General features: G+C 72.9%; 14 protein-coding genes and 1 riboswitch. Of the genes, 3 read left to right on the top strand and 11 right to left on the bottom strand.

Annotated features, from left to right (window positions below; translation table 11 throughout):
• Positions 1-605 (top strand): tetratricopeptide repeat protein (locus MXD95_RS20800; protein WP_250642358.1); only part of this gene is annotated, 605 nt, incomplete at its 5' end.
• A gap of 227 nt (positions 606-832) precedes the next feature.
• Here MXD95_RS20800 and MXD95_RS20795 read toward each other — a convergent pair.
• The 3 genes from MXD95_RS20795 to bluB all read right to left on the bottom strand — a co-directional run bounded on the left by MXD95_RS20795 (position 833) and on the right by bluB (position 5,795).
• On the bottom strand, positions 833-3,478 hold the full coding sequence (locus tag MXD95_RS20795; RefSeq protein WP_250642357.1) for a serine/threonine-protein kinase: 2,646 nt from the start codon (positions 3,476-3,478) through the stop codon (positions 833-835).
• Positions 3,479-4,154: 676 nt separating this feature from the next.
• Positions 4,155-5,063, bottom strand: coding sequence for a TIGR03564 family F420-dependent LLM class oxidoreductase (locus tag MXD95_RS20790; protein WP_250642356.1), 909 nt, complete (start codon positions 5,061-5,063; stop codon positions 4,155-4,157).
• Positions 5,064-5,144: 81 nt separating this feature from the next.
• Complete coding sequence (gene bluB, locus MXD95_RS20785; protein WP_250642359.1) at positions 5,145-5,795, bottom strand: 5,6-dimethylbenzimidazole synthase; 651 nt, start codon at positions 5,793-5,795, stop codon at positions 5,145-5,147.
• A 177-nt stretch (positions 5,796-5,972) separates the two neighbouring features.
• Positions 5,973-6,173: riboswitch (cobalamin riboswitch) on the bottom strand.
• A 375-nt stretch (positions 6,174-6,548) separates the two neighbouring features.
• Here bluB and MXD95_RS20780 point away from each other — a divergent pair.
• Both MXD95_RS20780 and MXD95_RS20775 read left to right on the top strand, forming a co-directional pair.
• Positions 6,549-8,615 carry a serine/threonine-protein kinase gene (locus MXD95_RS20780; protein WP_250642355.1) on the top strand — a complete coding sequence of 689 codons (2,067 nt, stop codon included), beginning with the start codon at positions 6,549-6,551 and terminating at the stop codon, positions 8,613-8,615.
• Between the two features lie 404 nt (positions 8,616-9,019).
• The gene (locus MXD95_RS20775) at positions 9,020-11,128 is read left to right on the top strand and encodes an HEXXH motif domain-containing protein (RefSeq protein ID WP_250642354.1); all 2,109 of its coding nucleotides are present in this window, start codon (positions 9,020-9,022) and stop codon (positions 11,126-11,128) included.
• 76 nt (positions 11,129-11,204) lie between these two features.
• Here the strand turns inward: MXD95_RS20775 and fxsT are convergent, their stop codons facing one another.
• From fxsT to MXD95_RS20735, 8 genes are all read right to left on the bottom strand, one after another.
• A complete protein-coding gene (fxsT, locus tag MXD95_RS20770; protein WP_250642353.1) occupies positions 11,205-15,470 on the bottom strand; it encodes an FxSxx-COOH system tetratricopeptide repeat protein in 4,266 nt (1,421 codons plus the stop codon).
• A complete protein-coding gene (locus MXD95_RS20765; RefSeq protein ID WP_250642352.1) occupies positions 15,467-17,161 on the bottom strand; it encodes an effector-associated domain 2-containing protein in 1,695 nt (564 codons plus the stop codon). The genes fxsT and MXD95_RS20765 overlap by 4 nt, the downstream gene beginning before the upstream one ends.
• Before the next feature lie 623 nt (positions 17,162-17,784).
• On the bottom strand, positions 17,785-19,260 hold the full coding sequence (locus tag MXD95_RS20760) for a glycoside hydrolase family 16 protein (protein ID WP_250642351.1): 1,476 nt from the start codon (positions 19,258-19,260) through the stop codon (positions 17,785-17,787).
• A gap of 176 nt (positions 19,261-19,436) precedes the next feature.
• Complete coding sequence (locus tag MXD95_RS20755) at positions 19,437-20,609, bottom strand: PIN-like domain-containing protein (protein WP_250642350.1); 1,173 nt, start codon at positions 20,607-20,609, stop codon at positions 19,437-19,439.
• A 131-nt stretch (positions 20,610-20,740) separates the two neighbouring features.
• Positions 20,741-21,241, bottom strand: a complete 501-nt coding sequence (locus MXD95_RS20750; protein WP_250642349.1) for a Rho termination factor N-terminal domain-containing protein — start codon at positions 21,239-21,241, stop codon at positions 20,741-20,743.
• Complete coding sequence (locus MXD95_RS20745) at positions 21,234-22,148, bottom strand: ParA family protein (protein ID WP_250642348.1); 915 nt, start codon at positions 22,146-22,148, stop codon at positions 21,234-21,236. The genes MXD95_RS20750 and MXD95_RS20745 overlap by 8 nt, the downstream gene beginning before the upstream one ends.
• Before the next feature lie 519 nt (positions 22,149-22,667).
• The gene (locus tag MXD95_RS20740; protein ID WP_250642347.1) at positions 22,668-24,551 is read right to left on the bottom strand and encodes an ABC transporter ATP-binding protein; all 1,884 of its coding nucleotides are present in this window, start codon (positions 24,549-24,551) and stop codon (positions 22,668-22,670) included.
• On the bottom strand, positions 24,548-26,410 hold the full coding sequence (locus tag MXD95_RS20735) for an ABC transporter ATP-binding protein (RefSeq protein WP_250642346.1): 1,863 nt from the start codon (positions 26,408-26,410) through the stop codon (positions 24,548-24,550). The genes MXD95_RS20740 and MXD95_RS20735 overlap by 4 nt, the downstream gene beginning before the upstream one ends.
• Between the last annotated feature and the right edge of the window lie 119 nt (positions 26,411-26,529).

Here is a 26,529-nt window from a genome sequence, read left to right as displayed (position 1 = left end):
AGGCCCTGGCCGCGATCGAGGAAGCCATCACGATCCGCCGCCGGCTGGCCGCCGACCGGCCCGACACCTACCTCCCCGACCTCGCCACGTCGCTGAACAACCAGTCGAACCGGTTGGGGGCTTTGGGGCGTCCGGAGCAGGCCCTGGCCGCGATCGAGGAAGCCGCCACGCTCTACCGCCGGCTGGCCGCCGACCGGCCCGACACCTACCTCCCCAACCTCGCCACGTCGCTGAACAACCAGTCGATCCGGTTGAGGGATGTGGGGCGTCCGGAGCAGGCCCTGGCCGCGATCGAGGAAGCCATCACGATCCGCCGCCGGCTGGCCGCCGACCGGCCCGACACCTACCTCCCCAACCTCGCCATGTCGCTGAACAACCAGTCGAACCAGTTGGGGGCTTTGGGACGTCCGGAGCAGGCCCTGGCCGCGATCGAGGAAGCCATCACGATCCGCCGCCGGCTGGCCGCCGACCGGCCCGCCGTCCATCTCACCGGCCTCACCCAGTCGCTGAACAACCAGTCGGATCTACTCCGCGCCATGGGCAGGCACGCCCAGGCACAGACGATCGACGACGAACGAGACCGCATCACCCACCCCGATCAATGATCAGAGGAGCGTTCGCGGAACACAGCGGCCAGCCACCAGACATGGACAGACCAGGCCAACTGGCTCTGCCAGCAAAGATCAACGCATTGCCCGGAACAGGCCGGGGCCATCCGGCGGGGACGAACGCCCAGCTCAGCGCGTGGTGTATGAGACATGGATGGGAGACGCTGGCGGGAAGGTGGAACCAGGCCAGCGGAGGCACCGACGCCGCGGCGGCCGATGCCCGCTCACACCGCCGCGATGACGGTGGCAGCGCTGCGGCCGAACGTCGGCAGCGGCGGCCACCCGTGACGGGTTCCGCACGAACCGCCACCGGAGGAGGAGCCGGCGCAGGTCTTCGTGGGCGCGGGCACTCTACTCGCCGTTGGCCTGACCGTCGACATGACCGGCTGGAGCGTCGCCCGGCCGGTCGGCTTCGTCGTCGGTTTGGTCGTCGGCTTGCCGGTTGGTTTGCTGGTCGGTTTGGTCGTGGGGGGCGCCGACGACGGCGACGGCGGATCGGGATCGGGTGAGCGGGTCTCACCAGGCGGCGTACGCGTCGGTTCGGGCGGCGCGGACGTCACGGACGGATGTGGTGCGTCTGCCGAGGGCGTCAGGCCAGGAGCCGGTTTCTGGCTGCCCGGCCCAGCGGGACCGGCCGAGCGTCCGGTGCCGCCGGGAACAGTGCGGCCGTCAGTCGAGGTGCCCAGTCCCCTGGGTCCAGCGGGACCGCTCACGGCTCCCGGGCCGCCGGGGACGACCCCCGATCCCGATCCCGATCCCGGCGGCGCGGGGGTGACGTCCGGGCTGATCCCACGGACCTGCGAGGCCGGCTCGCGCGACGGCGAGGAATCCCCGCGGCTGCCGGCCACGACCGCGACGACAACGGCGATCACGATCGCCAGCACCAACCCGATCACCCCGGCCAACACCCGGCCACGGCCCTCGCCGTGACCGGCGGACGGTGCGCGGTGGCCACCGCCGCCGCTCCTCGCCCACGACCCACGCCCACCACCCCTGCTGGGAGCACCACCCCCACCCCGAGCAACACCTGCACCGGGAGCGCCACCCGCACCGACGGCGCTGACGGGCCCGCCTGTGCCCGCCGTGACCGGCTTGTCCCCGGCCGGGCCGTCAGCGCCAGCGTGCCGACCGGCAGCGGGGGCGTCCGCGGTGCGTGGACGAGACGGGGCGATGATCGTCTGCTCGGAACCGGGCCGCACCGTCGCCGCGGATCCGGGCTCGCTCCCGCGTTCAGCCCGGCCATGTGCCCGCCCGGCCGGCCGGTGCGCCCCCGACCCGGTGATCCGGCCAGCGGGCATGGGCACAGGCACGGGCACCAGCTCGGTGTGCTCGGTGGGCGCGGTGTCCTCTCCCGACACCGGGAGGATCGGCACCGACGTCGGCGTGGTGATCGGCTCCTCGGGGCTGGACCAGGATTCGTCCGTCGACGCTCCCCCGATTCCCGCCTCGGCGCGTGGCGCCGCGCCCGCGGATCCACCGGACGGAAGCACCGGCGCCCGGATGGCCACCGGTGTGGTCACCGGCTCCTCGAAGGCGTATCCCGCATTGCCGGCACCGCCCGCACCGCCGGCACCGCCCGCGCCGCCCGCGCCGGCCCGGGACGTCGGTGGCTGTCGCGCGCCTTCCCGCGGCGGGGCCGGACGGTCTGCGCCTTCTCCGCTGCCCGCGCCCGCCCGGTCGGCTGCGTCTGCTCCTTCGGCCCCGCCCGCCCGTTGCCTCGGGCCCGCTCCGTCGGCCGCGCCCGCTCTGTCAGCTCCGCCTGCCCTACCTCTCCCGGTCCCTTCGCCGCCTGGCGTCGGCGGCGGCGGCGTCAGCAGCGCGGCAGCGGCCTCGCCCGGGATCGGCCGTGCCAGCCGCCAGGAGCCGACGGCCGGACGGGCCCGCGTCGGCTCGATCTCCACGCGCGGACCGGGCGCAAGCCGGAACGACGATGCGGATGCCGGTGCGGATGCATATGCATACGCAGAAGCGGGGACGGGAACAGCGGCCGGGACGGGAACGGCGGCGGCGGACAGGGAGCGAAGGCGGCTCGACGCCGGTGGCTCGTCCAGCCCGGGGCCGGCAGCGATACCCGTGAGGCTCGGCAGCAGCGACCTCAGCCGGTCGATGTCGGGCCGCTCCCGCGGATCCTTGGCCAGCATGGCGGCAAGCACCGCCCACAGGTCATCCGGGATGCCTGGCGGTCGCCCGGGGGCAAGGTCAGCATGCGCCCGCAGGATCGACAGCATCTCGCGCCCGGCGAACGGGGCGACACCGCAGAGCATCTCGAAGAGCATCGTGCCGGCGGCATAGACGTCCGCGGCCGGACCGACGATGCCGCCGTCGACGCTTTCCGGCGCCATGTACAGGGGCGTGCCGAGCATGCCTCCGGGCACGGTCAGGCGGGTCGCCGAGGCGCACAGCCCGGCGATGCCGAAATCGGAGACCTTGGGCCGAGACGTGCCGCCCTGACGGTCCAGCAGGACGTTCTCGGGCTTGAGGTCCCGGTGGACGATGCCGAGTCGGTGGGCGGTCGCGAGCCCGGTGAGGATGTCGACGATCAGCCCGACCGCCTCGGCGGGTGGGAGCGTGCGGCGGCGATACAGTTCCTGACGCAGGTCCGAGCCCTCGACGTACTCCATCACGATGGCCAGCTCGCCGCGTTCGGCGACCAGGTCGTGAATGGCCACGACGAACGGCGACTGGACCCGGATCAGGATTGCGCGCTCCCGCATGAACCGGGCGACGACGCCGGGGTCGGCGGTGAAATGCGGCAGTAGCAGCTTGAAGGCGAGGATGTTGCCCGCCTCGTCGTGGCCGCGCCACACCTCGCCCATGCCGCCCCGGCCGATCGGCGACTGCAGGACGTAGGAACTTCCCAGCCTTCTCACCACTGGCGTGCCATCACCACCTCGCTGCGGGGTTCCCCTTCGCTGGGGATCGGGGTCGATCCGTTCGGATCCACCCGGCCGGTCCGGTCGGCCTCACGACCACGTCACGGCCACTTCACGGCCGCATCACGGCCAACTTCACGGCCGTGTCACGGCAGCGGCCCAGCGCGGGCCGCATCCGGTCTCCCGTGTTCCGCGCACGCTCGTCGCCTCCCGCGTCAGCGTCGGCGGACGTCCTCCCGGCGTCCGGCGGCCATGGGCACCGGCCATGGACACTGACGGGTGCCCCTCGGTCCCAGGTGCGGTTCCGAGGTCAGGATGCCGGACGCCGCCGGCCGCGCGGGCCGGCACGGATATGGGTTTCATCACCGGGGGTGAGCGGCATCCTCCGGGCCACGAGAGGATGACCCGGACGGCGGCCCGCCGACGAACGGCGCGGCCGGTGGCCGCGGTGTGCCCACCCGGTCCGGCCCTGTCTTCCAGCGGTTTGAGCCCCGGCTCACCCGGTCTCGACGACCGTGCCCCGCAGGCGGCCGGGAACGGCGGGAGCGTGGCCGTGGCCGCGAGGGTGCGGGTGCGAGTGCCCCCGCATGCCGCGGCAACCCGAACGGGCGACCCACGAACGGGCTGCCACGCTCGGATCGCCGCGGGGGTGAGGCGTCCCGGCGGGAGGCGGTCAGGCCATCGACGAGCGCAGGTCGGCGGCCAGCCGCAGGGTTCGGGCCTGTTCCCGCGGGTCGCCGACCGGGCTGACGAGCAGTTCGGTCGCGCCCGCGTCCCGGTAGCGACGCACGGCCCGCGCGACGGCCGCCTCGTCGCCGGCCACGATCGTCTCGTGCACGCCGGTGAGGCCCTCACGTTCGAGAATCGCCCGGTAGGCGGGCAGCGTCCCGGCGAAGCCGAGTCGCTCGGCCACCGCGGCACGTACCCGGTCCGGGTTCTCGGTCACGCACAGGCCGACCGCGCTGACCACCCGCGGCGCGGGCCGGCCCGCGGCGTTCGCCGCTTTGGTGACGGCGGGCACTATGTGGTCGGCCACGGTCGCCGCACCCGTCCACACCGTCACTGTTCCGTCGGCGAGCTCACCGGCGGCCTGGAGCATCGTCGGCCCGAGCGCCGAGAGCAGCAGCGACGGCTCGCGGGTGGGGGGCACGTCGAGCCGGCCGGCCGCGGTGAGCGTCTGCCCCCGGACCTCGGCCGCCTGTCCGCGCAGCAGCGGACGCAGCGCGGTGAGGTACTCGCGGATGTGCCGCACGGGCCGGTCGTAGCGGTATCCGAAGACCCCCTCGATCAGCACCCTGTGGCTGGGTCCCACTCCCAGGGTGAGCTGCCGCGAGGTCACGGCCTGGACGGTGAGGGCCTGCCCGGCGAGCACGACGGGATGCCGCGGGTAGGTCGGGACGACGGCGGTGCCAAGCGCCATGTCGGGCACCGCCGCCGCACCGAGCGCGAGCAGTGTCAGCGAGTCCCAGCCGGTCAGCTGGCTGAGGAAGACGCTGTCGAGGCGGGCGTCGGCCGCCGCCCGGACCCGCTCGACGATGGTGTCCGGACTGGGCGGGTTGCCCAGGTACAGCCCGATCTTCATGATTACTCCAGAGGGGTCAGTGGTGACGCATGGTGGCGCGCCGCAGCTCACCAGCCTCGGGCCTGCGCGATGAATCCACGCTCAGCCGGTCGTGGCCCCGTCATGGGCGCCGATCCGAGCGCCCCAGTGCTCCGCGTGCAGGACCTCGGCAAGCGGACGGCGGGCGGCCCAGCCATGCCGCTCCAGATCGGGGCGGTCCTCCAGGTGGGTCACCGGGCCGAGGCACAGCCAGGCGACCGGACGGACCCGCGCCGGGATGCCGAGCAGCTCACGGACGAACGGCTCACGGTAGAAGGACACCCAGCCGACGCCGAGTCCCTCCGCGGTCGCCGCCAGCCAGAGGTTCTCGACGGCCAGGCACACCGAGTACAGACCGGCGTCGGCGATCGCGTGCCGGCCGAGGACCGCCGGTCCCCCGCGCGCCGCGTCATAGGTCACGACAAGTGACACCGACGACGTCAGCACACCCTCGATCCGGATTCCGGCGAACCGCCGCGAGCGCGACGCGTCCAGCGTCGCATCGAACACCGCCCGTTCGTGCCGCACGTGCGCGGCGAACTCCTCGCGGGCCCGGCGCCCGGTGACGACCACGAAGTCCCACGGCTGGCTCAGCCCGACGCTGGGAGCGGCGTGGGCGGCGGCGAGCACCCGGTCCAGGACATCCGGCGCGATCGGCGCTCCGGTGAACTCGCCCCGCACGTCCCGGCGTCGCTGGACCAGGTCGTAGAGCACGCGCGCGCCGGGCGGAGCGCCCCCGCCGGCCGGATCGGCACCGCCGGCCGGATCGGCACCGCCGGCCGGATCCCTGGTGCCACCGCCGGGCACCTCGGGTGTGCTGAGAACATCGGGTGTGCTGAGAACATCGGGGTTGTTGGACACGTCAGGCTCCCGCTGCCGGGCCGCCGGTGAGGGCGGCGCTGTGGCGGGGCCGGTCTTCGGACTCCCGGATCAACGCCGTGCCGTCCGCCTTCCCAGGCCAGCAGGACCCAGTGGCTGCGTGAGGACGCGTGGACGGCTGCTCCCCGGTCACCGCGGCGGGCCCGTGCCGGACTCCCACCGGCTTCCCGATTCTCCCCGGTGGCCCGGGGCACCCCGCTTACGTTGCCAGGGCGGACGCTACCAAGCGCTCGGCCACGGGCAGGCTTCCCCTCACCCGACCGGGCCGGCACCGGTGCGGACCGGACGCGGACCGGCCGGATGCGGTCCGGCTGGAATTGCCGATTTCGCACAGGCAGGTCTATCCTGCGGTCACTTTTCGCTCCGGTATGGTTCCTTCGAGCAGCCGGACCCACGGAGCGCGACTGGTCGGATAACGTCGGACGGGAGCAGCGTGACGGGCAGCCCGGGATTCCCGGCAGGGGGGTGCCACGTGTCGGGGGACGCGCCGAGAAACACGGGCAACGATCGGCCGTGCGCAGCCAGCCACGACGGGAACGCGGCCGCGGGTCACGCCCGTCACCTGATCGCGCGCCGACGGCGGATGCGATGACGTACCCGCGCGACCTGCCCGGACGGCCGATTCGCGCCCAGGATCCGGATGAGATCGGCCCGTACCGGTTGCGGCGGATCCTCGGCGAGGGCGGGATGGGCACCGTCTACTTCGCCGTACGTGACAACGACCCGCCCGTGGCCGTCAAAGTCATCCGGGCCAAGTACGCCTCCGCGCCCGGATTCCGCGCACGTTTTCTCCGGGAAATCCACAACGCCCAGCAGGTCCAACCGTTCTGCACGGCGGCCGTGCTGGACTATGACGACGGTCCGACGCCCTACCTGGTGACGGAGTATGTCGACGGCCCGGACCTTTGCCGCCAGATCACCTCGGGCGAGCCTCTGTCGGGAAACGACGTCAAACGGTTCGCGATCGGCGTCGCCAACGCGCTGAGCGCCATCCACAACGCCGGTGTCGTACATCGCGATCTCAAACCGGCGAACGTTCTGCTGGCGAGGTTCGGCCCGCGGGTCATCGACTTCGGCGTGGCCGCCGCCCTGGCCGGCCCCGACAACGCCCGCGACACCGGCGACCCCGACGAGTGGCTGACCCCGGCGTTCATGGCACCCGAACAGGCCCAGCGAGCCCGCCACCACGGCCGGTTCGACATCGCCCAACCCGCCGACGTGTTCGCCTGGGGCGGTGTGGTTCTGTACGCGGCGACCGGCCGGGCACCGTTCGGCGAGGGCACCTTCGCGGAGCTGTTCGACAAGGTCGTCTACGAGGACCCCAACCTCACCGGCCTGCCCTCCGACCTCGAGGCCATCGTCCGCCGGGCACTGACCAAGAACCAGTACCGCCGCCCCGACGCCCGCCAGCTGATCGCCAGCCTCCTCGGCGACGGCTCCGACCCCTTCGAGGAGAACAGCCCCGACAAGGACCGTAGCTGGGAGACGACGATCATCGCCCCGCCCCACGAGCGTCCTCCCCCCGAGACCGGCCCGGAGGTGAAGAAGTCGATACCGGTCGAGCCCCGCCGCCGGCGGCGCACGGTCGTCGTCCTGACGGGGGCCGCCGTGGCGATCGTGGGCCTGCTGGCCGTGCTGCTGCCCTCGTCGCCCACCTCGCCATGGCATCCGTCGGCACGGCTCGGGGCGTGCCCGACGGTCACCGTCTACACCGGTCAGCACGACACTCCTTACGACGCCTACGGCAAGGCCCTGGCCGCCCGGATCGAGGACCGTTACCCCGGGACCACCGTGAACGTGCTGTCCACCAACGGCACCGGCGACAACCTGCTGCGCCTGCAGGACCCGGCCGGCGCGACCTGCGCGATGGCCGTCGCCCAGCTCAACACCACGGTGGACGCCCGCTTCGGCGTCAGCCAGTTCGACAATGCGCCGCTGTCCGGCCTGCGCACCGTGGGGCCGCTCTGGTTCGACCTGCTCCATGTCCTCGTGCAGGCCGACTCCCAGATCACGGACGCGGCCCAGCTGTGCACCAGGACGATCTCCGCCGGGCTGAACATCTCCGGCACCGCGCAGCTCGGCAAGGTGCTGTTCAACAACGTGCTCGGCTGCGCACCGGCACAGGTGCCCAACGACCTGACCCATGGCCTGGCGGACCTGCGGTCAGGTCGGATCGACGGCCTGGTGTGGGCCGGAGGCGCGCCGACACCGCAGATCGTGCAGGCCCTCGGAACAGGGCTGCGGGTACGGATCCTGCCGCTGACGAAGTATCTCCAGCCGATGCAGGCCAACTGGGATGCCTTCTACCGGCCCCGTCTCGGCGACAGGTTCGTGACCGGGCAGGTGTACGAGCCGGTGGCCGTCACCTCCCGCGACTACTCCGGCGTACCCGCGGTGGACACCATCGGTGTGCCCAACGGGCTGGTGGTCGACCGCAGCGCCGACCCCGACCTGGTCACCTTCACCGCCCGCGCCCTGGTCGACGACCGCGCCGCCTTCGAGACGGCCCTGTGGGGCGCCGACAGCGGGCGCGGGTTCCGCACCGCCCGCGAGGCCATCTCGACCAGCTCGCTGTACTGCCTGATTCCCCTCGCCCCGGCGGCGCAGAGGTACTACGCGGACATCGGCGTGCGACCCGCCTGCGCCAAGCCCTGACCCAACGCACCGTCACCCAGCGAACGCCCGGGTGGTTCCCCACCGCCTGCCACCGTTGTGTGCTGGTGGGTGCTGGATGGTCCCGTTCGCGGCGCGTCACCCTGGTGGGGTATGCGACACTTGTGCCGCGGCCTTGACCTTCTGCCCTGTTGGTGACGCTTCGGCCGCCGGTTTCCGGCCACCGAGCGGAAGCCGTCGGGGACGAACGGGAGCGTCATGGTTGACTCCGCCCCAGGGTTACGGCTCGCCGACGTACGTGGGCTGAGCCTCGACAGGCTCCGGGACAGCATGGACAGCGCTCTCCGCGCGGGTGTCGAACATGTGCTCAGCGACCTGGGCCCCTGCTGTGTCCGAGCGTCGCGGGACACGGGGGACGGCGGCGGCGGCAGGCGACGGCTGCACTGATGCCCGCCGCGCCGCCCGGCCGTACACCCGACGGCTCGGAGGTCGGCCTGCATCGGCTGTCCGTCCTCGACGTCGACTCCCTGGCCCTGGGCGGGCTCGACCCCGCCGTCGTGCGGCGGCTGATGGCCGCCGAGACCAGCTACCGGCGGATCGCGGTCCGCGCCGCACTCGAGCTCCTGCGGGAGCAGCCCGCGACGCCAGGACCGCTCGCACCGGTGGACGAGGCCTGGGAGATCCTCGTCGCCGCCGAGCGCCGCGACCCCGCGGCGGTACGCACCGTCCTCGACCGACCGTTCACCGGGGCCTGGGCCGCCCGGCTGCTGCGCCGGCTGCGCGACCCGACGCCGGCCGCCGCTCCACTGTGGGTGGAGGTCGGGTACCTGCACACGCTGGCCGTGGCCGCCACGGTGCGCGCCGGGTGTGTCAGCACGCTCGCCGTCCCCGCCCGGCGTGGCGTCGTCCACCTTCCCTCACTCGGCCACGCCCACCTGGCGGGCCTCGAACCCTGGGACACCGCCACGGTCGTGTCGACGCGGACGCGGGTGCGGATCGTCGGCCCCCACGGTGACGTGGCCGTCCCGGTCCCCGACCACCCGACCACCCCGGGCGTCCCAGGTTCACCCGGCGACGCGCGCGGCCCGGATCCTCGGCCCGAACCGGATGATTCACGTGACCCGGATGATGCGCTCGGCCCGGACCGTTCGGCCGGTGCCGGGCCCGACCCGCCGGGCGAGCCGGATCCGACGCGGGGATGGCAGCCGACCCGTACCGTCGCCCCCGGCGTCGTCGTCGAGGATGCCGACCCGTACCGCGTGGCGAGCGGCGCCGCCGGGCCGGTGCGGCTGCCCGCCGCGGCGGTCGCGCGCTGGCAAGGCCAGCTCAGCGCGGCCCGGCAGGTACTGCGCGCGGGCCACCCCCGGACCGCGGCGGCCGTCGAGACGGCGATCACCGCGATCGTGCCCTTCCCGGCCGCGGCACGTTTTCGCTCGTTCAGCGCCACCTCGGGCGATGCCATCGGCAGCATCGAGATGTCCGTGCCGCATGACGCCGTGGACGGCGCGGCGACCCTGGCCCACGAGCTGCGCCACACCCTGCTCGGTGCCCTGTCGCATCTCGGTGCCCTCGTCGACCCCGCGGCCCCGCCCGAGCTGCTGCGCGCCCCCTGGCGGGACGACCCGCGCCCCGCTCGCGGCGTGCTGGAGGGGCTGTACGCCTACTTCGGCGTCACCGACTTCTGGCGGACGCGACGCCGTCGGTCCAGCGCCGGCGAGGCGATGCTCGCGCACTTCGAGTTCGCCCTGTGGCGCCGCGCGGTGGGCGAGACCGCCGTCGAGTTGCTGCGAACCGGTCCGCTCACGGCCTTGGGCCGCCGGTTCGTGACCGGCATCGCCACCACGGTGCACGGCTGGCTCGCCGAGCCCGTGCCGGCGCACGCCCGCCACCTCGCGGACCTCGCGGCGGCGGACACCCACGCGCTGTGGAACTCGCACCATCTCGGCGTGCCGATCCCGGTCGCGCGTCGCCTCGCCGCCGCCTGGACCTCAGGGGGGCGGATCGGGCTGGAGCCGGCCGCGACGGCGAGCCGCCTCGCGCCCGATCCGGCCGCTCGCCGGCTTGACACTCGGGCGTGCCTGGCTCGGCTGTGGCTCTCCGACCGCGATGCCCTGCGCCGCGTCGAGCGGGACGATCCCGGCCGCGTCTACCGTGGCGCGAGTGCCGCGGACTGCGCGCTGGTGCGCGGCGACCATGCCAGTGCCCGGGAGCTGTACCTCGCGCACCTGCGCCGGCCTGGCGAGAACCGACGGGCACTGGTGGGGCTGGCCCTTGCCGGCACGGGAGATCCGGCCGCGCAGCGGGTACTGCGGATGCGGCCGGAGCTGGTTCTCGCGGTCGCTCGCGAGGTCACGCGCCAGGGCGGCCCGGTCAGTTTCCCCGAGCTCGCCGCATGGCTCGTCCCGCTCGTCCCGGCCCCCTCCCCGCCCACAGACGGCACGGGCACAGACGGCCGGACGGGCATGGGCGGGACGAGCATGGGCGGCGGGGCTGGCCCCGGCGACGGCCCGCGACGCGCCTCGCCGACCGCGCCGCACGTGCCGGCGCCCAGGTAGTCCGTCGCCCCGGCACGGACCAGCCCGAGCCGGTCGCCGGCCCACAGTGGCCGGCGGTCAGCGCCGGCCGGGCGGTTCAGATCGGCATCGGGTCGATGTCGCAGTCCAGCCGGATCCAGGCGACGACCTGGCGGGTGGCCGGATGGTCCCGGCCGAGCACCGCGTCGATGCGGCTCAGCGTGGTGGCCTGTCGCTCGAGTGCGTCGTCGGTGCGTTCCAGCGCACGCAGGTCCGTCGCCAGGTTCGCCGCGATCGCCAGGGCCGTGGGGTGGCGCTCTCCGAGCGCCTGGGTCGACATCTCGAGACCGCGTTCGTCCCGGTCGAACGCCGCCGGGAAACGCCCCAGCGCGTACAGGTCGCTGGCCAGGTTCGTCGCGGCCGCGAGCGTGCTGGGGTGAGCCTCGCCAAGCCGTTCGGTGTAGGCCGCCAGCGTCTGCTCGTCGCGGTCGAGCGCCTCGTCGGCGCGGCCGGCGAGGCGCTCGATGACGGCCAGGTTGACCGCCGCCGCGAGCGTGTGCGGATGGGTCTCACCGATCTTCGCCCCATAGCGGCGCAGCGTCCGCAGACAGACCTCGCGGGCCTCGTGCAGCAGACCGGCGTGACGCAGGTCGATCGACAGGCCGAGCGCCGCGGCCAGCGACGACGGGTGCCGGCCGCCGTAGCGGTTGAAGAAGCGCTGCTCGACATCCCGGGACAGGACCAGGGCGCGCGCGTGGTCGCCGGCCTTGCGATGGGCCACGGCGAGGTAGCGGCTCGCGTGCAGCCGGGCGGGATGGTCCGCCGAGACGTCGTACAGGCGGCGGAACCGGGCGTCGAGGTCCTCATGGGCGGCGCGGGCACCGAGATAGTCGCCGAGTTCGCGGCGATCGAGGGCGATCCCGGTCAGGCTGGTCAGGCTGCGCGCGTTGTCCTCCCCGTACAGCCGCACGGAACGCGTCCAGGTGTCCTCGCCGAGGGCCGCGGACTCGGTGTAGCGGCCGAGCAGCCGCAGGCAGACCGCCACGTTGTGGGCGGCTCTGAGGGTCTGCGGGTCGTCCGGGCCGAACGCCTTGCGGGCCCGGGCGTGGGCGTCCCGGGCGATGCCGAGGGCCGCGGCGAAGTCACCGCGCCAGCGCAGGTCGGCACCCACATTCCCCATGAGGATGTTCGTCAGCTCGGCGTCCGGGCCATGGACCCTGGTCGAGAGCTCGTAGGTCCGCTGGTTCACTTCGGCTGCCTCGGCGTAGCGGCCGACGACCACCAGACCCCACCCGAACCGCAACCCGATCTGCAGCGTGTAGGGATCCTCCTCGCCGAAGTCGGCCTGCCAGGCCTCGTACACCCGGCGGGCGAACGCGACGCTTTCCTCGTGGTCTCCCCACGACCAGAGGTAGTCGCAGAGGTTGAGCAGAAGCTGGCGGACCCGGGGGTCCTCGCACCGCTCGGTGTTGGAGGCGATCATGTGCGGGTAGAGGTCGGCGTAGGTGCGCCACAGGGCGGGGTTGAACGGGTCGTTCGGGTCGCTCGCCGCGAGCATCACGTGTGCGCCGTGGCGCATGGTGCCCCGCTCCTGGGGCGTCATCCGGGCGATGAGCACCGCCTGGACGAGGCGGTGCATACCGATGGAGTTGTCCCGATGGTCGATGCGGGCCAGGGCGAACCGGTGGACGTCCCGGATCGCCCGGCTGAGCTTCACCGGGTCGCGCAGGGCCTCGTCCAGCGCCGCGGAAATGGTCTCGTTGTGGGCACGGGACAGCAGCTGGCGGGAGATCGGCGTCGGTGCGAAGGACGCGCACACCTGGAGCAGTTCCAGGGCGGCCGGGTTGCTCTGGGCGAGCCGGTCCAGGGACACGTTCCAGGCGGCGGTGACCGGGCGCGGGTAGTCCGCCGTCGGGGTGCCAAGCAGATCGGTCAGCTTTTCCTCGAGCAGCCGCAGGTACTCGTCGGCGGACATCCCGGTCTCGGCGCGCCAGGTCGCGGCGGTCTCAACCGCCAGCGGCAGGTCACCGAGCGCGGCGGCCAGCCGGTCGGCGTCGGTGCCGTCCAGTGGTCCGCCCCGGCTGCGCAGCAGCTCGATGCTCTCCTCCCGCCGGAACACGGCGACCTCGAGGGGCCGGCTCACGTTCGCCCAGCCGGGATCGCGCGAGGTGACCAGGATCCGGCCGGTCGGGGAGGCCGGGAAGTACTCGCGGACCGACTGGGGGTCGTCGGCGTTGTCGAAGACGAGCAGCCAGCGCGCGTAGGGGTCCCCCAGGCGCAGGGTCTCGACGACCTGGCGGACGGCGACGTTGGCCTCGGCGCCGGCATCGAGGCCAAGCCGTTCCCCCAACTCGATGAGGGCGTTGCCGATCTGCACGCTCTGCTCGGCCGGAATCCACCAGATGACGTCGAAGTCGGCCAGGTGGCGGTAGACGTACTCGGTGGCGAGCTGGGTCTTGCCGACCCCGCCCATCCCGTGCAGCGCCTCGGGCAGGACGGCGGCGATCCCGCCGGTCAGGCGCGCGTCGAGGGCGTCGAGAAGGTCGCGCCGGCCAGTGAAGTGGGGGTTGCGGGGCGGCACGTTGCCCCAGACCCGCGGCAGTGTGCCCGCCAGTGCGGCGGAGCGGGGGAACGGCGCCGACGGTTCGCTGCCGGGTGACATCGGTGGACTCGCCGCCCGGCTGCCGTGCCGGCCGTCAGCCACGTCAGCCACGTCGGTCGCGCCGCCGATGGTCCCGGACATCAGTCGACCCACCCCAGCGATACTACTCATCGTCTCTGTCATATCACTTTCAGTGTTTGATTGGCGGAGGGGTGTCGGGGCGTCGCTCACAGGTCGGCCATCCCGTACCGGTGGCGCCGGAAACGGGGAGTCGGGTCCCGGGCCATGGCCGCGCTCTGGGCCGGGCTCTGGGCCTGGATCGCGACTTGGGCCTGCGCCTGGGACTGTGTCCGGGCTGTGGCCTGGACCTGGGCCTTGGACAGGACCTGCGTCTGGATCTGGGTCTGGGCCGACCGCGCGGCGGATCCGATCGATCTCGGAGCGGGTCAGCTGGGACCGCAGAGTCGTGCGCAGGTCCGGATCGGGCTCGAAGGTCGCCCTGGCGGCGCCGGGCGCGAGCAGGCCGAAGGCGAGCACCTCCGACAGGTCCCGCCGGTGGGCGCCGGCGATGGTCGCGACCGTGCGCAGACCGCGGCGCCCCAGCGCCGGGACGGCGGCCAGCAGGGCGGCGAGACGCTGCGCCCTGGGCGAGGCGTACGCGCAGAAGTCCGCGAGGCGGTCGGCTGCCGCCGGCGAGACGTCCGGCGCGGGGCGACGGGGACCGCGCGGCCCGTCGGGGCCCGCGAGGACCGCCGCCGTCTCGAACCAGGTCGGTTCCTCGGCCGCGACGAACCGGGCCCATGGCGCGATCCAGTCCGCGTCGATCTCCAGCACCGGAACGGGCAGCACGGCCGAGCCCGGCTCCCTGTCCTCGTCCAGCCCTGGCCCGGCGTCCCCGCCACCACCACCGGCACCGCCGAGACCCGGGCCGCCCGCCCTCATCCGGACCCGGGTGGCCCGCAGGTCGGTCCGCGGCCACAGGTGCGCCGCGAGCACGTCGAGGACGGCCACCGGGCCCCCCGCGGCCCAGCCCCCGAGCAGCCGAGCCATCGTTCCCGAGTACCAGGCCGGGCCCACCCCGTCGGTGAGCAGCCAGATCACCTGCCGCGCCCCGGGGTCGACCAGGGTGGCCGGGGAGCTCCCGGCGGCGTCGTCGGGCTCGCCGAGCAGCCGCAGCGAGTCGGTCCGCCCCTCCTCGGCGGCCAGGTAGACGACGTCGACCTCCCGGAACACCCGCTGTGCCCGCAGGGTCCGCGCCAGGGCCGGGACCGCGTCGGACCACACCGCGGAGAAGGTCGGGTTCGCGTCGACCACGAGCGCGAGGCCCCAGCGGCCCCCCGCCCTCTCAGGCGTCTCGGGGGTCGTTCGGGCGGAGCCGTCCGTGCCGTGCTCGCGGCGCGCCCCGTGACCGGGATGTTCGTGGCGGGGCGACGGGATACGCAGCAGCGGCCGCAGGGCGTGGGTCAGGGTCTCCGCGAACCCCCGTTCGTTCCAGGCCGCGGGCGGCAGGCCGCCGCGAGGCGGCTCCCGCAGGTAGCGCAGCCGACTCGGCTTGTCCGCCTGGTCCTCGATCGCCCCGCTCGCGGAGCCGTCGTCGCCCACCGCCCCGTCGTAGCCCGCGGCACCGTCGTAGCCCGCGGCACCGTCGTTCGCGACGCCGTGGATGTTCGCGAAACGGTGGATCTTCACAAAACTGTGGCCGGGCGCGGCATCATGCCCGTGCGCGGCATCGTCGTGGCTCGCGGCGTCGTCGTGGCTCGCGGCATCGTCGTCCGGGGTCATGCGAACTCCCAGGAGCCGGGCTCGACCGGTGGCGCGGGGGCGGGGGCGGTGACGGCCGGCGCGGGGGCCCGCACCGAGGGGGCCGCCGTGGCCGAACCGGCCGGCTGCTCCCGCATCGGCACGGATGCCCGTCCCGCGATCCGGTGCGGGTCATCCCACAGCAGGGTGGCCGCCCGCCGGGACGCCGTGTCGCGGGCCCGGGCGGGATCATCGAGCACACCAAGATCGCCGAGCGGCTCCAGACGGGCCAGGTTCTCGGACCGGAAACGCTGCGGCAGGCCCAGGGGGTCGCCGTCGGTGAGCAACTCCAGCAGAGGTACGTCGCTGTCCGGCCGGTCGGGGTCGGGATGCTGCCACGCGGCAACCCCGAGCCCCGCCTGCAGCGCTCCGGCGAGCTGGCGGTGGGCAACCGTGTCCGGCGCGGGCGGCCCGCTGAGCGTGACCGCGGCGATCCGCTGGTCCACATCGAGCCCATAGGCGCCGATCTGGGCGACGTCCACCGCCCACACCGCGCCCCGTTCGGCGTCGGCGAGCGCGCTCCAGCGCTGCGACCAGCGAAACCGGGTCGCCTCGGGCCAGTGGGCACGGTCGTAGCTGCGCACGACCAGCGCGTGGTCCCGCAACAGGAGCCGACGGGCACCGCCGACCGGGCGGCTCCAGCCGGTCACGGGCAGGGCGAGGTGTTCGGTCGGCAGGACGAGCTCCACGGTCAGGTCGACGAGCTGCCCGGGCGGAACCTCGTCGGCGAGGATCTCCTCGGCCTTGTCGACGACCGACGCGGTGATGTCCTCGAAGTCCGCCAGCCTCGCCGGACGCTGGGGCCCGCGATGTGGCGCCAGCTCACCCGACCAGTGCAGCCACCAGGCCACCCAGTACAGGTCGGACCGCCCCAGGGGCTCGAACTGCAGGCAGAGCGCGCAGGCACGCCGCCCGCCGCCCACCGCGGGCGCACCGGCGGCGAGGCGGGCGCGGTTGAGCTGCGGGGTGAGGCGATCGCGATGGGCCCGCGCTCCCAGCCACGTCTCGACCCGGACCCGCGTCGGGGGCGTCAGCAGCTCGGCGCAACGCAGCAGGAACACGGCGTGCGGGGCGAGGGTGCTGCCCTGAGGCACCCGGCCGGCCGCCCACAGGAACAGCGCCCAGGCGTCCGGGCAGTGCTCCGGCGGCTGGGCCGGGTAGCAGGCATGCCGGAAGGCGCGTGCCGCCGCCCGCGCGGGCACCTCGCGCAGCTCGGCGCGCAGCGCCTCCCACAGGTCACCGGCCTGCTCGGCGACCTCCACCGCCTCCCACTCGTCCAGCAGGCACCGCAGGCGGCGCACCAGGACGGAACGCGGGCGCAGGTCCTCGACCGCGTCGACCAGGATGTGGGCGCCGCCGTCGAGATCGTCGATGCAGCCGGCCACGAACCGGAAGCACCAGTCCCGGGGAACGTCGAACTGCGGCACGTAGAGCCGGACGCCGGCACGCCGCTCGAACTGGTCGATGAGCAGGGTGCGCTGCGCCGGATCCAGCAGGCCCGAAATCCCGCTCGCGCCGCCATCGTTGCCCGCGCCGCCGTCGAGGATGTCAACGAAGCCGCGCAGCAGATCAGCGCGCAGCACGCCGCGCCGCGACGACGACGAACCGCGCAGGGCCACGACTCCCCCGAATGATCGCACCACGCCCACCGGCGGACGGCGCCAGTCGCGCATACCGCCGAATCTGGTGCACAGCGTAACGCCGCGGCCGGACCGTGCGGTTACCCCCGATGGCGGACAACCACCCGTCGCCGAATAAATCGCTCGCCTGACGGATACGGCGGGCACGATGATCTCGTCAGGACCCGTGAACGGCGAACACGGGACGGCCTGGGACGGGTGCGTCCGCGGCGTCGAGGGCCCGGGGACGCCCGTGCGCGACCGGCCCACGGCCAGGCAGGAACCCGGCCGCGGCGCAGGGGCAGGGGTCGCGGGAACCATCCGCCCCGCCGCGCGGCCGCGTCCGCACCTCGCCCCCCCGCCCAGAGCATCTGGAGCCGTTGCCCCGACGCCCTCGCCCTGACCCACGCCGTCGACCGACGACCGTCCCTCCACGTTCACCCGACACCACAGATAATGCAATACGCAGTCGGTCTGATACCCCCCGGGTCAGCGCCCGCATGGTCCATGCGGGCTGATCCATGCGGGCCCGGTCCATGCCGGGCCGGTCCATGCCGGGCCGTCGACGCGGACTCGTCGACGCGGGCGTCAGCGCCGGTCGCACCGGCCGTCGGGGTGAGCATCGCCGTGCGCCCCGCCGCGCGCGGGCAGGCGGGCGCAGGGCGGGCCGGCCGAGATCAGTTGTGCTGGTAGACGCGCAGCCAGTCGATGTCCAGGCTCGACGGGAACGGGGTGCTCGCATCCACACCCTTGCCCAGCGGCGCCCAGTCCCCGCCGACGCTGAGGTTGGCGAGCAGATAGAACGGCGCGTTCTTCACCGCGCCCGCGTCGTTGACCGTGCGGCCCACCTTCGCTCCGTCGAGATACCAGGTCAGGCCGTCTGGCTCCCAGTCCAACCCGAACACGTGCCAGTTCGCGGATGCGTCGGGGATGGTCGTCTGCTGCGGCGAGCAGGGGTGGCCGCAGACCCCGATGCCACCCCAGTGCGCCGTGAAGTGGTATTCGGTGGGCGTGTTGCCCGGTATCTCGAAGACGTCCATCTCCCCGGTGTCAGGCCAGCCCTTGCCGCCGCCGGCCGAAGACACCGGCAGCTCCCACACCGACGGCCAGAAACCGTTGCCACGGGGAATGCGCACTCGACTCTCGTAGTAGCCGTAGGTGTAGGAGAACGGCTTGTAGCCGGCCGGGGCGGGACCGAAGCTGGCCGGCCACGGCCCGGAGCTCACCATGCCGGACCGGATCTGCCCGTCGGCGTCGCGGGTGGCGGTCAGGTGCAGGGCCCCGTTCGCGACGCTGACGTTGGCGTTACCCGTCGCCGCGGTGTTGAAGATCTCCTTCTCGTTGTTGTAGGGCTTGCACAGCGTGCTGAAGCTCGGGTTGCACAGCGACCACTTGGTCTGGTCCAGCGTGGGGCCGTCGAAGTCGTCACCGAAGCTGAGCTTCCAGCCGGCCGGGCTCGTCGGCCCGGTCGGCTGGGTCGCTCCGCCCGAGGTAGCGGCCTTCGCCGACGAGGCGGACGAGGCCGGGGTCAGGGCGGGCGAGGCCGAGGGCGACGCGGCCGGGGCGGACGGCGACGGGGCGGACGACACAGACGGCGACGGCGTCGGGGTCGAGCCCGCGGCGGACGGCGTCGCGCCGACGCCCGGGGCCCACGCCGCCGAGGACGCGGTGGCGTGCGGGGCATCCGCCGCGACGGTCACGGCGAGGCTGCCCGTCGCGGTCGTCGTGCCCGCGGTGGCGGTGACGCTGACCGTGCCGTTGTAGCCGGCCGGGACGAGGAACCCCACGATCAGGCGCCCGTCCGCGTCGGCCTTGGTCGTTGTCGTCCCCTGCAGGTCGCCGGTCGTCGCGGACAGTGACACCGACGCGCCCGCCGGGAAGCCGTGCGCCCCGACCAGCACGATGTCCTGCTCGAACACCGCCAGCACGAGCCGGGCCGCCGACCCGGTCGCCGCCGCAGAGACCCCGGCGACAACTCCGGCCGACGTCTGCGTCACGGACGGCTGGGCCGCCGGTGTCGGCGGTGTCGGCGGCTGGGTCACCGACGGCTGGCTCGGCGTCGGGGAAGGGGACGACCCGCCGTCCGGCGCGGCGACGGCGGCCGGGGCCAACCCGAAGGCCAGCGTGAGCCCGGCAACCACCGTGAGGAGCATCGGACGACCAACCCGTCTTGCCATGCACACATAGTAGAGGAAAGTGCACCCTGCGCACATTCCCCTACCCGCGGGCGGATCCCTCATTGTGGGGCCGTTGTCGGATATCCGAGGAAGCGCGGGGAACTATGCGACGATTTATCCGTTTCGCCGTCGGGCCGTCGTCCTGATCCAGGTCAGTCGGGGGGGTCTCCGACGCCTACCCACTCGAGCACGAGCGGGAGCACGGCCCGCGGAACGGTGAAGCCGGTCGCGAGGCCCACCGTCTCGTCGTCGTAGCTCGTCTCCAGCAGATCGTCGATCCCGACGGGAATGAGGCCGCGGTCCTGGAAGGCGGCCACGATTCGCCGCACCGGCCTGGTGAAGCCACGCAGGCTGCGCCGCTGGTCATAGCCGCCAATCTGGTAAACCTCATCCCGGCTTATGAAGCCCCCCAGTTCGGCTGCCCGCCGCACAACCGCGGCCTGAACAGGCGCCTCCTCGAGGAGCCGGTCCAGGACCGCAGCGACCGCCTCCGCCGCCCATTCGCCGCTGACCTGCTGGGTGCGCTGGACATTTTCGACGTTTTCCAGGGATGCGGCAGAGATAGTGACGCCAAGCAGGCCGCGCGCTCGTTCGAGCAGGCCATCGGGTTGCACCATGAACAGGAAACGCCCAGTGGCCAGCGCCATCTCCCGGACAAGCTCGGGCCGGGGGCCGTGCGGCGCCTCCCTGACCCTGCGCCACCAGTCCTCTTTGACGTCGCCGGTGACGAAGAGCGCGTCGCAGTCGCGCCTCCCGGCCTCGTCCAGGATTTCACACCAGATGAGGTAGTCCCCGACCGGCGCATCCCCGGGTTTTCCCTTGTCGCGGTACCCGGGTGGAATATCCTCCCTGATCCGCTCGTGCCCCCGCGCGACGCGCTTGGCGAGCACGTCCTGCGCTGGTGGTGCGCCGACCCTGCCCGCGAGGACACCGGCGAGGCCCCGCACGACCGGATCGTTTGAGGAGTCCTCCAGGTACTGGGCTCCGTCAGCGTCATCGAACGCCGCGACCCGTTCGGCAACGGCGTCGAAACCGGCGTCCATGTCCGCCCGGAGCTCCGCTGCGTCGTGGACCGAGATGGATCGCCCCCGGGCCCATTCCTGGAGAAGCTGCGCGGCGCGTACCCGCAGCTTGTCCAGATCCGCGGTGAGGGCCAGAGTACCGCGCGGATCCCGCAGCACACCGTCCCTCGCCGCCCAGAACTCGGCCTTCACCTGGTGCGGCACCCACAACCGGTCACCGAGATTCGCCAATACCGCAAGCAGACTGTCACGACCTTCGGAACTGTACCGGTAAAGATTGAGCAGGACATTGGTGTCCGGCACCACGAGACCATCGGTGAACAGCGCGCGAAAATCGTCATGGGACGGTGTTCGATAGGCCTCGAAACCGTCGAAGAGACCGCATCCCGTGGCGGTCTGCGTCCCAGTAGGCGCAGTTCGCTCCGCCGCGGGAATCATCTCGTGCCGCCGTCCCGCATGGCCTGCGACGTCAGCCGCGCGCCGAGAGTGGCATCGACGATGCTACGGGCGATGTCGTCCTTCCGTGCTTTCGCCGGGATGCGGACACCGAGACCGGCGGCAAGTGCCCGCAACTCGGGCACGGTCCCGAGTCCCGCGGCGTATCCGGCCGCGTCCTCCCGGCTCGGCCGCGCCAGCAGAGCGGCTCTGACCTGGCCTGGGTCCAGCCGATCGCCGCTCGCAGAGCCGGTCGCAGGGCCAGTCGCAGAGCCGGTCGCCGAGCCCGTCACAGGGCCGGTCGCAGAGCCGGTCGCAGGGGTCTGAGGCCGTTTGCCGGCGGCTGGTGCCGGCAGGACGTTCGTCGCCAACGCCTCGACGACAGTCAGGCGGGCACGGCCGGCCGTCAGGTCGCGTACCTGCGTGGGCGTCAGCTCCGCCACCAGGCGGGCGACATGGTGCAGGACCAACGCCGCGAGGTCGGCGGCGGACTCAGGCATGGTCGACTTCTCCGATCCGATGGACGAACTGGGTCACGAGGGTGCGCATCTCGGCGACGTTCTTGTCCGGAGCCTGTTCGGACAGCACCATAGGAATGTTCTGCCCTGCGGCGTCCGCATAAAGGCTGTGACTCTCCCGGACCACGGTTTCGAACACGGGAATGCCGGCCCGCGGCAGGTTGATGAAGTTCTGCTCGACCAGGATCGGCACACTTCCATGAAAACGGACCATCGTGAAGACGATCCCGAGGATACGCGCGGAGACCCGGTCCTCGGGATCGAGCGAACCGATTTTCGACGCGGCATCGTCATAGGCGATCCGGAATCTATGGAAACGATCCATGAAGTGTTCGATCGCCACCGTGGAGAGCTCATCCGGCCGGGCCGGTATCAGCACGAAGTCACTGGCCACCAGCGCCGATCGCGTGAGCATGCCGAAGCTTGGCGGACAGTCGATGAGCACCAGCTCATAGGCATCCGGTGGCAGCCCCCGGAAAGCATCCCGCAGGCGCCCGAAAACACGCAGGTGGTCATGCCGCTCACGGGCGGCACCGTGGCGGGCGGCCGCGACCACGAGATCCTCTTCCACATCACTGAGGGTGAGATCGGAGGCGATGACATCCAGCTGGCCACGACCACCGACATAGAACTTGGCTTTGGCCGGGGTGTCCACCAGCTCGCGCGGATCCCGCGCGTGCCCCTCGGGACTCCATCCTTCAAACCAGTGCTTGATCGTACGGTAGGGCTGGAGGTACTCGCGCCACTGCTCCGGGTGGTAGAACGACAGGGTCAGGCTTGCCTGCGGGTCGAGATCGACCAGCAGAACGCGGTTACCGCGCCGTGCCATCTCCGCGCCGATGTTGGCGGTAAGGGTGGTCTTCCCAACACCACCCTTGTAGTTGACCACCGAAACGATCTTGATTGTGCCCCCCTTTCCACGATGCGTCGCCACCCTTCTCGAGCGTCCACGCGCGCAGCCAGCACGCGGACGCAGGCGGGCGCGCGGCGATCACGAAATTCCACCGCTAACGTTTATCACGAGCCGTGGGACCGACGGATGGGGGACAGTACTGACAGCCGCGTTCGCATGGCCACATCTGTTCATCCGAACGGCTTGTGCCACGGTGACCCAGGCAAGGGGCGTTGCCAGGATCCTTCTCGTGGATCTCCGGCTCGCGGCCGGGTTCACCCGGCGAATCTCACTGTCCGTGATGGTTTTCGGGAGCGGTGGCGCTGCTGGTGCGCGGGGATGTCGCTTCTACCGGGCCATGCGTCCGATTTGCCCCTTCGTAACCCTGTAGAAGCGACACGGAGGTTTTCCAGGGCCGATCCGTCGCCACGCACGGCAGCGAGGGGGACTGGGCGAGAATCGGACGAAAACCGGCCGGTCTGCTGTGATGGACCATCATGATCCGCGAGAGAAACCCTAACCACCCGCGCGAGCTGGACGATCAGCGCGATCCGGGCGAGCAGCGCTGGCCAGGCGCCAGCCCGCGGCTCGGTCGCGGTCACGCCAGAACGCGGCGTAGTGGCCGTCGCGGGCGAGCAGCTCGGCGTGCGACCCGCGTTCGACGACCCGCCCGTCGGCCAGCACGGCGATCTGATCGGCGCGCACGACGGTGTTCAGGCGGTGCGCGATGACGAGGACCGTGCGTGCCGTGGCGAGTTCCGCCAGCGCCGCGTGCACGGCCGCCTCGTTCTCCGGGTCGAGCGAGGCGGTGGCCTCGTCGAGCAGCACGATCGGCGCGTCGCGGCACAGGGCGCGGGCGATGGCGACGCGCTGGCGTTCACCGCCGGACAGCAGCCGGCCGCCTTCCCCGACCCGGCTGGCCCAGCCATCCGGCAGCCGGGCGACGACGGCATCGACCCGGGCGCGCCGGGCAGCCTCGCGGACCTGCTCATCGGTGGCATCCGGATTGCCGAACCGGATGTTGTCCTCGACGGTTCCGTCGAACAGGTAGACGTCCTGGAAGACGAACGCGAGGTGGCGCAGCAGCTCGCCGCTCGCGAGGTCCCGGACGTCGACCCCGCCGACGCGCACCGTGCCCGCGCCGACGTCGTGGAAGCGGGCGATCAGCCTGGTGACGGTGGTCTTGCCGCTGCCGGAGGCACCGACCAGTGCGGTGGTACGCCCGGCCGGGATCGACAGGCTCAGCCCGCGCAGAATCTCCGGGCCGTCCGGATAGGCGAAGCGGACGTCCTCGAGCTCGACGCCGATGCCAGCGGCTTCCCTGCCGACATCACCGAGCCCAGCGCCGACATCAGCGAGCCCAGACCCGACATCACCGAGCCCAAGCCCAGTGCCGACGCCGGCGAGGCGGCCGTCGGCCAGTCCGGTGCCGCCCGGGTGCGGGGAGGGTTCGGGCAGCGGGGCGACCGTGAGCAGCCCTTCGATGCGGGCGGCCGACGACTGGATACCGCGCAGGGCCGCGCCGAGTCCGACGAGGGCGTCCAGGGGGCGCAGCATACTGATGCCGAGGACGACGAGGGCGATCATCCGGGCCGGGCCGAGCTGGTCGTGGGTGGCCAGGGCGACGCCGGTGAACAGCAGCGCGGTGAAGGCGAGCTGCAGGCCGAGCTCCCCCAGGTACTCACCGGGCAGCGAGGCGATGACCTGGCGACGTGCCGTGCGGTGCTGGGTGGCCAGGGCCCGGTCAAGCTCCGCCCGCCCGGCCGCGCTCTGCCCGGCGGCGCGCAGCGTCGGCTGGGCGCCGGCGAACTCGACCAGCCGGGCACCGGCCTCGGTCGTCGCCGCGTGCTCGGCGGCCTCGGCCCGAGCGGACAGGCGTCGCCCGAGCGTGAGCGCGAGCAGCACCACCGGGATCGCCGCGAGCGACGCGAGGCCGATCCGCCAGTCGCAGGCGAACAGGAACACCGCGACGGTGGCCGGGGTCAGGATCGCCCCGAGCAGCGCCTGGGCGAGGAAGACGGTGCTGGCCACCCGGGCCACGTCGGCGGTGACCAGCTGCGGGACCGCGCGGGCGCCGGGTGCGTCGTACCAGCCCAGTGGCAGGGTGAGCAGCGTGTCGCCGATGCGGGTGTACAGGTCGCGTCGCCAGGCGGTCGACAGCCGCAGCGACCGCGAGCCCAGGTAGTAATGGGCCCACCAGCCGACGACCGCAGCCGCGGCCAGCGGGATCACCCAGCGGGCGGCGGTGGCGGTGTGCCCGCGCAGCAGCGCCGTCAGTAGTGGCGCCAACACCCCGAACGCCACGCCCTCACTGACCGCGTAGCCGCTGATCGCCGTCAGATAACGGACGAGCGGCGCGCGCTGCGTGGTCGGTACGAGTCCGTGCAGCGGCCCCCTCATCGCCGACCCCCCACACCATCGACGTCGGTGACAGCGGTGACAGCGGTGACAGCGGCATCGGCGGCCTCAGCGGTGACGGCCGGGTCGGTGCGCGTGGTCGCCGGGTCGCCGTCCTGCTGGGCGGCCCAGAGCGCGGCATACCGCCCGCCGGCGGCGAGCAGGTCCAGGTGGCGTCCCCGCTCGACGAGCCGGCCCTCGTCGAGGACGAGGATCTGGTCGGCATCGGTGATCGTGTAGAGCCGGTGGGCGATGACGAGCAGGGTACGGCCGACGGCGAGCTCGGCCAGCGCGTCCTGGATCGCGGCCTCGGAGTCGGGATCGGCGAACGCGGTGGCCTCGTCGAGCAGGATGACGGGGGTGTCGGCGAGCAGCGTGCGGGCGATCGCGACCCGCTGCGCCTCCCCACCGGACAGGTGCGCGTCCTCGCCGACGACCGAGTCGTAGCCACGAGGCAGCGCGCGGATGCGCTCGTCGATCGCGGCGGCGCGGGCGGCGGCGTGCACCGCCTCGTCGCTCGCCGCCGGCACGGCGAGCGCGATGTTGTCCCGGATCGAGCGGGCGAGCAGGACGGAGTCCTGCAGCAGGAATCCGACGTGCCGGTAGAGCTCGTCGCGGTCGATCTCGCGCAGGTCGACCGCACCGAGGCGGATGGCGCCCCCGGTGACGTCGGCAAACCGCGCCACCAGCATCGCCAGCGTCGACTTGCCGGCACCCGACGGCCCGACCAGCGCCGTCACCGTCCCGGGCGCCAGCGTCGCGCTCACCCCGGCGAGGACCGGATGGCCGTCCGTGTAGCTGAACCGGACATCGTCGAGTTCGACGGTCAGCGGCGTGCCGGGCCGGCGGGCCAGGCCCGGTTCGACGGCGCTCTGCGGCGGTTCACCCAACAGCTTCACGATCCGACCGGCCGCATCCCGGGCGGAGTCGCGCAGGTCCTGGGCCAGGTAGATCGGGGTGAGCTGCTCGAACAGGCCCACCCCGAGCAGCGCGAAGGCGACCAGGTCGACCGGGTCGGACCAGCCGGCGCCGACGAGCGCGACCCCGAGCGCGGTGGTCACGAAGACCACGGTGGCCGGGGAGACGGTGGCGCGGGCGACGCCGCGGGGCCGCAGGAAGATCCGCTGTGCCTGCTCGTCGGCGTCGACGTACTCGGCGGCGGCGGCGGTGAACCGCGGCGCCCGCCCGTGCCGGGCGAAGGCCTTCAGCTCGGCGATGCCCCGCACCGTCTCCAGCACCGCCGCGGTGAGCTCGGTACTCGCCGCGGCCATCCGCTGGGTCTGGTCGGCCGCCCGGACCGTCAGGCGCATCCGGATGCTCTGGGCGAGCGCGACCAGCGCGATCGTGACCAGGGCCAGCGGCCAGTCGACCCAGAGCAGGTAGCCGACGACCACCGCGGGCCCGGCCACCGCCGCGGCGAGGTCGGCGCGGGCGTGGGCGATCGCGTGGTGCAACGTCGCGACGTCGTCCTGCACCACCGAGCGCACCTGGCCCGAGACCCCGCCCGCGAACCAGCTCAGCGGCAGCCCGCCCAGCTGCCCGGTCAGCCGGCGGCGCAGCAGGTAGGCGAGGTCGGCGTCCGCCAGATGACTGAGCAGGCTGGCCGCCGCGTACAGCACGAAGCGGGCGAACAACAGGCCGACGGCGAGCCAGGCGAGCCCCCACACCGAACGCACCGAGCCGTCGAGCAGCCGCCGGCCGATCTCCACGAGCACGACCGCCGGCGTCACCGCCAGGACCGCGGCCAGCGCCTGCAGGCCGGCGGCGACGGTGATCCGCGTACGCACCGGCCGCCGCAGCGCGGCGAGATCCTCCACCATCATCGCCACCCGCGAGCCGGGCGCCGGCCCGGACCGACCCATGACTGCACTCGATCACCCCTCACCGAGCCACCGGCCTCCCGGCCCGCCGGAAACCGTACAAGTGAGGTATACCTAAGCATATGGCGAGGTCGGCCGGGTGCGCGAAGTCCGCATCCGCG

Source organism: Frankia sp. AiPa1, assembly GCF_023243075.1.
Taxonomy (GTDB): domain Bacteria; phylum Actinomycetota; class Actinomycetes; order Frankiales; family Frankiaceae; genus Frankia.
The sequence above is the reverse complement of the archived record's forward strand: the minus strand, read 5'-3'. Positions and strand labels throughout refer to the sequence as shown.